This is a genomic window from Frankia sp. Hr75.2 (assembly GCF_949319125.1).
GTDB classification, from domain to species: Bacteria; Actinomycetota; Actinomycetes; order Frankiales; family Frankiaceae; genus Parafrankia; species Parafrankia soli.
Genome location: NZ_CASGGV010000048.1, coordinates 1 through 10,804, shown reverse-complemented (window position 1 = coordinate 10,804; position 10,804 = coordinate 1). Strand labels below are relative to the sequence as shown.

Annotated in this window: 9 protein-coding genes and 2 pseudogenes; 9 read left to right on the top strand and 2 right to left on the bottom strand. The window is 74.6% G+C overall.

Annotated features, from left to right (window positions below; translation table 11 throughout):
• The 6 genes and pseudogenes from AC559T_RS05515 to AC559T_RS05490 form a co-directional block, all read left to right on the top strand.
• Nucleotides 1-159, top strand: a pseudogene (locus tag AC559T_RS05515) (crotonyl-CoA carboxylase/reductase); the annotation flags it as partial.
• A gap of 139 nt (nt 160-298) precedes the next feature.
• Entirely contained in the window at nt 299-1,072 is a 774-nt protein-coding gene (locus tag AC559T_RS05510; RefSeq protein WP_241831115.1) for an SACE_7040 family transcriptional regulator, read from the top strand.
• Nucleotides 1,073-1,383: 311 nt separating this feature from the next.
• Nucleotides 1,384-2,769: an FAD-dependent oxidoreductase gene (locus tag AC559T_RS05505; RefSeq protein ID WP_112104715.1), complete on the top strand. Its 1,386-nt coding sequence runs from the start codon at nt 1,384-1,386 to the stop codon at nt 2,767-2,769.
• Nucleotides 2,770-2,799: 30 nt separating this feature from the next.
• Nucleotides 2,800-3,954, top strand: a complete 1,155-nt coding sequence (locus tag AC559T_RS05500) for an acyl-CoA dehydrogenase family protein (RefSeq protein ID WP_498867977.1) — start codon at nt 2,800-2,802, stop codon at nt 3,952-3,954.
• A gap of 92 nt (nt 3,955-4,046) precedes the next feature.
• The gene (locus AC559T_RS05495; RefSeq protein ID WP_112104710.1) at nt 4,047-4,358 is read left to right on the top strand and encodes a DUF1330 domain-containing protein; all 312 of its coding nucleotides are present in this window, start codon (nt 4,047-4,049) and stop codon (nt 4,356-4,358) included.
• A 5-nt stretch (nt 4,359-4,363) separates the two neighbouring features.
• Nucleotides 4,364-5,905: pseudogene (locus AC559T_RS05490) on the top strand (phytoene desaturase family protein); the annotation flags it as partial.
• A 110-nt stretch (nt 5,906-6,015) separates the two neighbouring features.
• Here the strand turns inward: AC559T_RS05490 and AC559T_RS05485 are convergent.
• Nucleotides 6,016-6,867 (bottom strand): ABC transporter ATP-binding protein, encoded by an 852-nt coding sequence (locus tag AC559T_RS05485; RefSeq protein ID WP_165938846.1) that lies wholly within the window; start codon nt 6,865-6,867, stop codon nt 6,016-6,018.
• Nucleotides 6,868-7,000: 133 nt separating this feature from the next.
• Here AC559T_RS05485 and AC559T_RS05480 point away from each other — a divergent pair, with 133 nt between their 5' ends.
• From AC559T_RS05480 to AC559T_RS05470, 3 genes are all read left to right on the top strand, one after another.
• The gene (locus tag AC559T_RS05480; protein ID WP_112104712.1) at nt 7,001-7,864 is read left to right on the top strand and encodes a helix-turn-helix domain-containing protein; all 864 of its coding nucleotides are present in this window, start codon (nt 7,001-7,003) and stop codon (nt 7,862-7,864) included.
• Nucleotides 7,865-8,037: 173 nt separating this feature from the next.
• Nucleotides 8,038-8,682, top strand: a complete 645-nt coding sequence (locus AC559T_RS05475; RefSeq protein ID WP_498867976.1) for a superoxide dismutase family protein — start codon at nt 8,038-8,040, stop codon at nt 8,680-8,682.
• A 150-nt stretch (nt 8,683-8,832) separates the two neighbouring features.
• Nucleotides 8,833-9,279, top strand: coding sequence for an SsgA family sporulation/cell division regulator (locus AC559T_RS05470; RefSeq protein WP_368953366.1), 447 nt, complete (start codon nt 8,833-8,835; stop codon nt 9,277-9,279).
• A gap of 53 nt (nt 9,280-9,332) precedes the next feature.
• On the opposite strand, the gene AC559T_RS05465 is transcribed toward AC559T_RS05470, so the two are convergent.
• Complete coding sequence (locus AC559T_RS05465) at nt 9,333-10,493, bottom strand: Acg family FMN-binding oxidoreductase (protein ID WP_498867975.1); 1,161 nt, start codon at nt 10,491-10,493, stop codon at nt 9,333-9,335.
• Between the last annotated feature and the right edge of the window lie 311 nt (nt 10,494-10,804).

Genomic DNA, 10,804 nt, shown 5'->3' with positions numbered 1-10,804 from the left:
CTGGAGCGGACGGGGCAGGCGGCGCTCGATGTGCACCGCAACGCCCATCAGGGGAAGGTCGGGGTGCTGTGCCTGGCGCCGGAGGAGGGGCTGGGGGTTCGTGACGAGGAGACCCGGGCTCGTCACCTCACCGCCATCAACCGCTTCCGCGGCGTGTAGGAGCGGCGCCGCGCCCCCGCGGCGGGTAAGGCCGGCGCGGCGGGTGGCGCCCGCCGGTCGCGGCAGCCGCCCGCCCGCGACCGAGTGCGCGTCGCGGGCGGGCGGGGCTGGTAGCCTGCGAGTTGGGAGGAGTGTTCCGGTGCCAGCAGAAATCGTCCGGTCCGCCCCGGGCGAGCGGCCCGCCTCCGGCCCGGCCAAGAGCCGCCAGCCGCCAGCCGCTGCCCGGAACGCCAACTCCGGAGCCCATCCCGACTCGGGCCGGGGCGCCGGCAAGAGCAGTGAATCCGGCCGGAACAGCGATGCCGGTGGGTCCGCTGTCACGAGCCCGGCCGAACCGCGCGTCAGGGCGCGCACCCCGGCCCGGGCAACCCGGCGCGACGAACTGCTGCGGGCGGCCGCCCGGCTGTTCGCCGAACGCGGTTTCCGCGGCGTGGGCATCGAGCAGATCGGCGCCGCCGTCGGCATCCGCGGCCCGGGAATCTACCGGCACTTCCCCAGCAAGGACGCGGTGCTCGTCGAGCTGCTCGTCGGCATCAGCCAGCACCTGCTCGACGCGGCCCGCGAGGCCCGCCGGGTCGGCGCCTCCGCCCTGGAGACCCTCGACCTGCTCGTCCGCGGGCACGTCGAGTTCGCGCTCGACAACCCCGACCTGATCGTCATCCACGACCGCGACCTGTGGAGCCTGCCGGAGCCGGCCGAGCGCGAGGTCCGCAGGCTGCAGCGGGCCTATGTCGAGCAGTGGGTGGACGTCCTGCGGCAGGTGCGGCCCGAGCTCGACGCGCCGACCGCGCGGGCGCGTACCCATGCGCTGTTCGGTCTGATCAACTCCACCCCGCACAGCGCGACCGATCTGCACCGGGCCGAGATGGCCGTGATGCTGCACACGATGGCGCTGGGCGCCGCCCGCGGCTGAGCAGCCTGCGCGCCGGGCCGGCTTCTACCGTGCGGGGCAAATCCGTCGCAATCGGAAATGCGGTGACGGTGATGGAGGGAATGGTGCGGGCGGGTGGCGGACCGCGGGCCGCCGGCCGCATTCCGTCATCGCAGTTCTTGCGCCCGGAAGCGCGCTTCTCTACGTTGCGTTGAGGTGGTCGGTACGGCGCGGTCGCGACCTGCATGGGCGACGGCGCCCGAGCCGCACCGGTCAGGGATGCGATCGCGTCGGCGGTCGACGCCCAGGTGACGGGCGGACATCAGCGGGAATTCGGCTGGAGGAGTGTATCGATGCCCCAGGGAGCTGCGGCCGCGCCGTTGACCGTCGCGGTGGTCGGATCCGGTCCGTCGGGCTTCTACGCGGCGGCCTCGCTGCTGGAACAGCACGACGTACCGGTCCGGGTGGACATGTACGAGCGGCTGGCCACGCCGTGGGGCCTGGTGCGTTCCGGAGTCGCCCCCGATCATCCGAAGATAAAGGCGGTGTCCAGCGTGTACGCGGCGATCGCCGCGCACGAGAACTTCCGCTTCTTCGGCAATGTGGACGTCGGCAAGGACGTCACGCGTGAGGAGCTGACCGCGCGCTACGACGCCGTCCTGTACGCCGTCGGCGCGCAGACGGACCGGCGCCTCGGGATTCCCGGTGAGGACCTGCCCGGCAGCGAGTCCGCGGTCGACTTCGTCGGCTGGTACAACGGGCACCCCGACTACGCGCACCTCACCTTCGACCTCAGCGGCGAGCGCGGGGTCGTGATCGGCGCCGGCAACGTCGCCCTCGACGTCGCCCGCATCCTCTGCTCGCCGCACGAGCGGCTGTCCCGCACCGACATCGCCGACCACGCCCTCGACGCACTGCGCGCCTGCGCGCTCAAGGAGGTCATGGTCGTCGGGCGCCGCGGCGCCGCGCAGGCGGCCTTCACGACCGCGGAGCTCAGGGAGCTGCCCGAGTTCACCGAGTCCGGGGTGGACGTCGACCCGGCCGAGGTCGCCGAGCAGGAGGGCGAGGAGGCGCTGTCCCGTCTGGTCAAGCGCAACCTGGCGGTGATGCGTGGGTACGCGCAGAACCCGGTGCCCGCGGGCGCGCGCCGGGTGGCGCTGCGCTTCCAGCGCACCCCGCTGGAGATCCGCGGCGACGGCCGGGTCGAGGAGATCGTGTTCGCCCGCAACGCGCTGAAGGTCGGCGACGACGGCTGGGTCAGCGCCGTCGACACCGGTGAGCGGGAGACCGTCCCGACCAGCCTGGTGCTGCGCGCCGTCGGCTACAAGGGCCGGTCGATCGAGGGGCTGCCGTTCGACGACCGCCGCGGGGTCATTCCGAACGTGAACGGGCGGGTCGAGGGCGTCGAGCGCGAGTACGTGGCCGGCTGGATCAAGCGCGGCCCGACCGGGATCATCGGCACGAACAAGAAGTGCGCCGGCGAGACCGTCGCGCGGCTGCTCGCGGACGTCGCCGACGGCACGCTGCGCCGCCACGACCGGGGCGCCGCGTTCGACCCGGTCGGTGAGATCGACACCTGGCTGCGCGGCCGCCAGCCGCACCTCGTCACCGAGGAGGGCTGGCGGCTGATCGACGCCGTCGAGCGCTCCTCGGGAGAGTCCGCCGGCCGGCCGCGTGTCAAGCGCGTCCTCACCGACGAGCTGCTCGACATCGCGCTGGAGCGCCGGATCGCCTCGTGACGGCGTTCGACGCATGACGGCGTTCGACGCATGAGGGAGCTCGACCCGGAGGAGCGGGCAGTCGTCGACACCGTCCGGGACTTCGTCGACCGCGAGGTCCGGCCGGTGGTGCGCGAGCTCGAGCACGCCAATGCCTACCCCGAGGCGCTCATCGAGCAGATGAAGCGGCTCGGGGTCTTCGGCCTGGCGATCCCCGAGCCGTACGGCCAGGTGGACGTCTCGACCGTCTGCTACGCCCTGGTGACCGAGGAGCTGGCTCGGGGTTGGATGAGCCTGGCTGGTGCCATGGGCGGGCACACGGTGGTCGCCAAGCTGCTGCTGGCGTTCGGGACGGAGGAGCAGAAGCGGCGTTACCTGCCGCGGATGGCCACCGGGGAGCTGCGCGCGACGATGGCGCTGACCGAGCCCGGCGGCGGCTCCGACCTGCAGGCGATGCGGACGACCGCCCGGCCCGCCGGCGCGGACTACCTGGTCAACGGCACCAAGACGTGGATCAGCAACGCGCGCCGCTCCGGCCTGGTGGCGCTGCTGTGCAAGACCGATCCCGCGGCCGAGCCCGCCCACCGGGGCATCAGCATCCTGCTGGTGGAGAAGGTCCCCGGGTTCGTGATCTCCCGGGACCTGCCCAAGCTGGGCTACAAGGGCGTCGAGAGCTGCGAGCTGTCGTTCACCGACTGCCGGGTGCCGCGGGACGCGCTGCTCGGCGGGGCCGAGGGCCGGGGCTTCGGGCAGATGATGCGCGGGCTGGAGATCGGCCGGATCCAGGTCGCGGCCCGGGCGACCGGGGTGGGCCGGGCCGCCTTCGACGACGCCCTGCGCTACTCGCAGGAGCGCGAGTCGTTCGGCCAGCCGATCTGGCGGCACCAGTCCGTCGGCAACCACCTCGCGGAGATGGGCACGAAGCTCACCGCGGCCCGGCAGCTCCTGCTGCACGCCGCGCGCCGGTACGACACGGGCGAGCGCGCCGATCTCGAGGCGGGCATGGCCAAGTACTTCTGCTCGGAGGTCGCGATGGAGGTGGCGCTGGCCGCCATCCGGGTCCACGGCGGGTACGGGTACTCCACCGAGTTCGACGTCGAGCGCTACTTCCGGGACGCCCCGCTGATGATCGTCGGCGAGGGCACCAACGAGATCCAGCGCAACGTCATCGCCGCGCAACTCGTCGCACGCGGCGGCCTGCCGTGAGGCCGGCCGAGGCCGGTCGGTCGCGCACCAGCCGCGAGTAGCGAGAAAATGGCCCGTCCCACGCCGTGCACCGCAGTCGCCCAGGAGAGCACATGCCCAAGGGATACGTCATCCTGACCGAGGCCATCAAGGATCCCGAAGGCATGGCGGCCTACAGCCGCCTGTCAGGTCCTTCGGTCGCCGCGGCGGGTGCCAAGGTCCTCGCCGTGGACGAGGACGTCCAGCTGCTCGAGGGGGAGTGGCACGGGAACCGCACGGTCGTCCTCGAGTTCCCGTCGGCGGACGAGGCCCGTGCCTGGTACGAGTCCGACGACTACCAGCGGGCGAAGCCCGTGCGGCAGGCCGCGGCGGACTGCAACGCGGTGCTCCTCTCCGGGTTCGAGATGCCGGCCCGCCGAGCCTGACCGACATGCCGGCAGGCCGGCGTCCCATCGACCGGCACGCGGCGGCGGACACCGCGGACGCGGTCGTCATCGGCGCGGGGGTGAACGGCCTCGTCGCGGCGAACCGGCTCGCCGACGCCGGCTGGGACGTCGTCGTGTGCGAGGCCGCCGCCGAGCCGGGCGGGGCCTGCCGCTCCGCAGAGGTCACCGCGCCCGGGTTCGGTACCGACCTGTTCAGCGCCTTCTACCCGTTCGCCGCGCGGTCCCCGGCGCTGCGCGCGCTTGACCTCACCGACCACGGGCTGACCTGGCTGCACGCCCCGCGGGTGCTGGCCCACCCCACCCCGGACGGCCGCTGCGCGGTGCTGTCCACCGACCTCGAGGGGACGGCCGCATCCCTCGCCGCCTACGCCCCGGCCGACGCGGCGGCCTGGCGGGCGCAGGTCGCACTGTGGGAACGGGTCCGCGACCCGCTGCTCGAGGCGCTGCTGGCCGCCCCGTTCCCGCCGGTCCGGGCGGGCGCACGGCTCGCCCGCGCGCTCGGGGCCGCCGACGCGCTGCGCTTCGCCCGGTTCGCGATGCTGCCCGTCCGCCGGTTCGCCGCGGAGGAGTTCGCCGGCGCGGGCGCCGGACTGCTGGTCGCCGGCAGCGCGCTGCACACCGACCTGGCACCGGAGTCGGCGGGATCGGCGCTGATCGGCTGGCTGCTGGCGATGCTCGGCCAGGATGTCGGCTTCCCGGTGCCGCGTGGCGGAGCGGGCCGGCTGACCGCCGCCCTCGTCGACCGGCTGCGCTCCCGCGGCGGGGTGGTGCGCACCCGAGCCGAGGTGGACGCGGTGATCGTCACCGCCGGCCGGGCCCGTGGCGTGCGGCTCGCCGACGGGACGGCCGTGCGCGCCCGGCGCGCGGTGCTCGCCGACGTGGACGCGGTCTCTCTCTATCGGCGCCTGGTCGGCGATGAGCATCTCCCCGCCCGCCTGCTCACCGACCTGGCCCGCTTCCAGTGGGACAGCTCGACCTTCAAGGTCAACTGGGCGCTCGCCGGGCCGATCCCGTGGTCCGACCGCCGGATCGCGGACGCCGGCACCGTCCACCTCGGCGGCACCATGGACGATCTGACGATGATGTCCGCGCAGCTGGCGTGCGGGCTCGTGCCGGCGGACCCGTTCCTCGTCCTCGGCCAGATGACCACTGCCGACCCCGGCCGCTCGCCGGCCGGGACGCAGAGCGCGTGGGCGTACTTCCACCTCCCGCAGTCCCCCCGGGGCGACGCCGGTGGGGCCGGTGTCACCGGCCGCTGGGACGGCGACGACACCGCCCGCCTCCTCGAGCGGGTGGAACGCAAGCTGGAGGCGGCGGCCCCCGGCTTCGGGTCGCTGATTCTCAGCCGCGACACCCAGTCGCCGCGACGGCTGGAGGACCAGGACTCCGTGCTGCGCGGCGGCGCCCTCAACGGCGGGACGGCCGCCCTGCACCAGCAGCTGATCTTCCGCCCGGTGCCCGGCCTGGGCCGCCCGGAGACCCCGATCCCCGGGCTCTATCTGGCGTCGATGTCAGCACATCCCGGCGGCGGTGCACACGGCGGGCCGGGCGCCATGGCGGCGACGGTGGCGCTGCGCGACGCCGGCCCGGCCGGCCCCGTCCGCCGCCGCGCGTCCGCCGCCGCGCACCGGCTGATCTACGCTGGGCCGGTGGCGTCGCCCGCGGCGCCAGGCCCGGATTCTCCAGGGCCGGCGAGTCCGGGCCCGGCGAACGAGTCCTTGAGCGCCTCCGACACCTCGCGTGCGACCCGTCCGAAAGCGGCGTCGTAACGCAGCGCCGACTCGCGCGGGTAGCCGAACGGGATCTCGATCTCGGCGAGCAGCCGCCCCGAGCGGGCGGACAGCACGGCTACCCGGCTGGCCAGCAGCGCGGCCTCGACCACCGAATGGGTCACGAACAGCCCGGCGAACCCCTCCCGCAGGTGCAGGCGCAGCAGCTCGTCACCGAGCCGCTCGCGGGTGATCTCGTCCAGCGCGCCGAACGGCTCGTCGAACAGGAACAACGACGGGCGGGCCGTCAGCGCGCGGGCGAGCGACACCCGCATCCGCATCCCGCCCGACAGCGCCCGCGGCCGGTACCGCTCGTAGCCCCGCAGGCCGGTCATGGTGATCGCGTCCGCGACCAGGCGGTCGCGCCGCGCCCGGGGGACGCCGTCGAGCTCGGCGAACAGCCCGATGTTGCCCTCGACCGTCCGCCAGGGCAGCAGCGTCGGGTCCTGGAAGATGTAGCCGGGGGAACCCGGCCCGGCGAGCACCGAGCCGCTCGTCGGCGCCGCGAGCCCGGCGGCGATGCGCAGCAGCGTCGACTTGCCCGAGCCCGACGCCCCGATCAGCGCCACGATCTCGCCGGCCCCGACGCGCAGCGAGACGTCCTCCAGCACCCGCGTCCCGTCCGGGAACGTCATGCCGACGCCGTCGAACGCCAGCGCCGTCCCCGGTGGGGCGAGACCCACGGCCGGGGCTGCCGCGGGTCGGGTCCTCGACCTCATGAGCACATCATCCACGCTCGCGGTACCTGGCTGCATGCTGACCGTCAAGCCATGGGAAAATCCGAACGGTACTGACATGCCGGATGTCGGTGACCCGCGGTGAGCGCACCACCGCGACGGCGAGGAGGACACCGTGCCCAACGGCGGGCCGATCGCGCACCGCATCATGCTGGGAGCGCGGCTCCGGAGCCTGCGCGAGGCCACCGGCATCAGCCGGGAGGACGCCGGCTACGAGATCCGGGCCTCCGACTCGAAGATCAGCCGCATGGAGCTGGGCCGGGTCGGTTTCAAGGTGCGCGACGTCGCCGACCTGCTCACGCTCTACGGCATCGTCGCCGAGGCCGACCGGGCGCCGATCCTCGACCTGGCCAGGGAGGCCAACCGGCCCGGCTGGTGGCGGCGCTACGCCGAGGTCGTGCCCGGCTGGTCCGAGGCCTACCTCGGACTGGAGAGCGCCGCGACCCTGATCCGCAGCTACCATCTGCACCTCGTCCCCGACCTGCTCCAGACCGAGGACTACGCGCGCGCGGCCGTCGCGCAGACCAGCAACCCGGGCACGATGAGCGCCGAGGCCGTCGCGCGCACCGTCGAGATGCGGATCACCCGGCAGCGGCTGCTCACCCGGCCCGACCCGCCGAAACTGTGGGCGGTGATCGACGAGGCCGCGCTGCGGCCGCGGATCGGCTCGGCGGAGGTGCTGCGGGCACAGCTCGCACACCTGCGGGAGCTGGCCGCCACGCCGAACATCGTGATCCAGATCCTGCCGGCCGAGTACGGGGGCCACGTCGCCACCGGGGCCTTCACCATCCTGCGCTTCGCTGAGCCCGAGCTGCCCGACGTCGTCCACCTCGAGCACCTGACCGGCGCGATCGACCTTGACCGGCCGGAGGACGTCGACCGGTACGAGGAGCTGATGAACCGCCTCAGCGTCGACAGCACGACCCCGGACGGCCTCACGGCGCGCCTCGACCGCCTCGCCGCGGCGATCGAGCGCTGAGCCGCCCCGGGCCTATCGCCATGGCGACACTCGGTGGCCGGGAGGCGACCGAGAGCCCGAACGCTTCGTAGGGTTGGGCCGTCTACCAGGCCCGGCGCCGTGTCCGGCCTAGATCCTGGCCGCGCACGCGCCCGGGCCGCCGCCGCTGCACGTTCGCCGTCCTGGAGGCTGTCTTGCGACGTCCCCTGTCCCGTACCGTCCTCACCGCCGCGGCGGCCGCCGCCTGCCTGGCCCTGGCGGCCGGGTGCGGCTCCGACGACGGCCCCGCCGCCGCGTCCGCGCCGGAGGTGTCCGGCGATGCCACGTCGGCGCCCGCCACCGGCGCCGCCGGCAGCCTCGACGTCGTGCTGCACGACGCCACCGGAGCCGAGGTCGGCACCGTCACCCTCACCCCCGTCGACGGGGCGGTGCGGGTCGAGGGCAGCCTGCACGGCCTGCCCGCCGGCGGCTACCACGGGTTCCACATCCACCAGAAGCCGGTGTGCGACCCGAAGGCCGCCGACGGCCCGTTCAGCACCGCCGGCGGTCACTTCAACCCCGGGGCGACCACGCACGGCGACCACGCCGGCGACCTGCCGCCACTGCTGGTCGACAAGGACGGCACGGGGGAACTGCAGGCGCAGACGGACCGCTTCCAGCTCGACGACCTGCGCAGCCAGGGCGCCGCGGTGATCGTGCACGCCCAGCCCGACAACTTCGCCCACATCCCCGACCGCTACACCGCGCAGGGCGCCCCGACGCCGGGCCCGGACGAGCGGACCAACGCGACCGGCGACGCCGGCGACCGGATCGCCTGCGGAGTGATCGAGAAGTCCTGACCGCGCCGTGCGGGCCGCGCCGGGGTGCGGCGCGGCCCGCGGCGGCCGCGGACGGTCCTTCGTCCCCCGCTCCTGCGGACCAAGGCAGGGTGAAATCGCCCCGTCTCGGGTGACACCGTGAGGTACAACACCGAGGGTGGGGAGGATCTCATGAGGGGCCGTCCGATTGTGTCCAACGCCGTGACCATGGACGTCAACGCCACCTACCTGACCGGCGCCGAGGCGGGTAAGCGGGTTCCGGTGCTTGTCACCGTCCGCTTCGACCCGCTCGACCCGGTCGCGATCACCCTGCGCACGCGGGTTCCGGACCAGCGGGTCCTCGCGTGGACCTTCGCGCGGGAGCTCCTCGCCGAGGGCGACGAGCGGCCCGTGGGGGAGGGCACCATCCGGATCGCGCCGGTGCTGCGCGAGCGCCGGCGCCTGCTGATCGTCGATCTTCCGAGCCCCGGGGGGCCGGTCACCGTCGAACTGCCGGCGTCCCGGGTCGCCGACTTCGTCCGGCGGACCTACGAGCGGGTGCCCGCCTCCGCGGAGAGCACCGTCCTCGACCTCGACCTGGACCTCGACCTGGGTCTCGCGGCCCTCGACCGCGGTTGACGGGCCGGCTGCCGGTGGCTTCGGCGGCGGGCCCCCGACCCGCCGCCCAGGAGCTAGCCGAAGGTCAGGATCTCGCCGATCGGGCGCCGCGGGGTCAGCGCGGAGGCCACCGCGTCCCGGCGGGGATAGCCGACCCGAAGGATCATCTGCACGTGCCCGGCGATGCTCAGCATCCGCTCGATCACCGAACGGTACCCGTCGCTGTCGATGGGCTGGCCCATCGGCGACGCGGCCGCGCCAGCCGCGGTCACGGTGAGCAGGACCCGCGCCAGCGCCTGCCCGGCGCGCAGCCTGTCCTCAGCCTGATCGGCGTCCGTGCCGACCACGACGACGGCGGGGCGCTCCACCGACGGCAGCTCCTCCGAGCGCTGTTCGACGGTCGGGGCGAGACCCGTGTCCGCGTCCGCGTCGCCGTCGGCGTCCTCGGAACGCGGCGCCGCGATGCCTGGCGCGCCGCGGGTGTCGAAGTCGCGCAGCGGGAAGTCGCTGGCCCGCTCGGGGTGATGGGTCGAGGCCACGCCGGTCGGCACCCCGTCGGCGGTCGGGCCCTGTCCGCGCCGCCACGACGCCAGCTCGGCCCGGTAGGCGGGGTCGGCCTGCTCCGCCCAGTCCGCCCGGGCCGCGACCACCGCCGCGTCCAGCCGCTGGTCGGAGTGCGACAGCGGCATCAGCCAGGCGCCCTCGGACTCGGCGGCGCGGCGCATCCGGTCGACCAGGTCGCCGGCGAGCGGGCGTGCCTCGAACGGCCGGCGGTCGGTGTGCCGGGCCCCGGCGGCCGAGAACAGCAGCCGGTCGGAATCCGTCGGCGCCGCCCGCCCGCCGATCCCCATCGACGCGAGGACCAGGTCACCGGACAGCACCGGCTCCAGCCCGCCGGAACCGGTCGCCTCCGGCAGCAGCTCCACCACCGGCTCGAAGCCGAGCACCCGGAACGCCAGCCGGGCGTGCAGCAGCGCCGCGCCGCAGCTCACCAGGAGCTGCCGCCCGTCCGGGTCGAGGACGGCGAGGCGCCGCTCGACGTCCGGCCGCAGCGTCAGCCGGCCGTCGGCGAGACGCCACCGCCACGGCTGGGTGTTGTGAATGGACGGTGCGAGCGAAGCCGTCGTCACGACCTCGACTGCCACCTCGCGACCGACTCCCGCCGTCACCGACTCCATGATCGCGAACTCCCCTCGCCGTGCGGTGGCGTGTTGCGGGTGCACCGTGCCCGGCACGGCCCGTCTCCACGGTAGTCGGCGGCGGGCCGACCGCAGGGTGCCCGACGGGACCATCGTGCCGGCGTGCGGGGGGCCGTGGACGCCAGATCCGTCACGTCCGCGCCCGCCACCGGAGACCGCTGCCGGGGCCCGCCCGCGGCGCCGGGCGCGGGCCCGCCAGCACCCCTCGACACCCGTCAAGCCCGGTCGGCTCGCCGCCCGCCCGCCGCCGGGCGCCGCGGCGGGGTGGCCGCTCAGAGTCGGACGTCCCGGCGGCGGCGGCCGATGCGACATGGGCGAACGGCCTACGGCGCCCGTATGGTCGCTGC

Bases quoted from the DNA above. Each gene is read 5' to 3' on its own strand.
- AC559T_RS05505 (WP_112104715.1), top strand. From the start codon at position 1,384: ATGCCCCAGGGAGCTGCGGCCGCGCCGTTGACCGTCGCGGTGGTCGGA.
- AC559T_RS05500 (WP_498867977.1), top strand. From the start codon at position 2,800: ATGAGGGAGCTCGACCCGGAGGAGCGGGCAGTCGTCGACACCGTCCGG.
- AC559T_RS05495 (WP_112104710.1), top strand. From the start codon at position 4,047: ATGCCCAAGGGATACGTCATCCTGACCGAGGCCATCAAGGATCCCGAA.
- AC559T_RS05485 (WP_165938846.1), bottom strand. From the start codon at position 6,867: ATGAGGTCGAGGACCCGACCCGCGGCAGCCCCGGCCGTGGGTCTCGCC.
- AC559T_RS05470 (WP_368953366.1), top strand. From the start codon at position 8,833: ATGAGGGGCCGTCCGATTGTGTCCAACGCCGTGACCATGGACGTCAAC.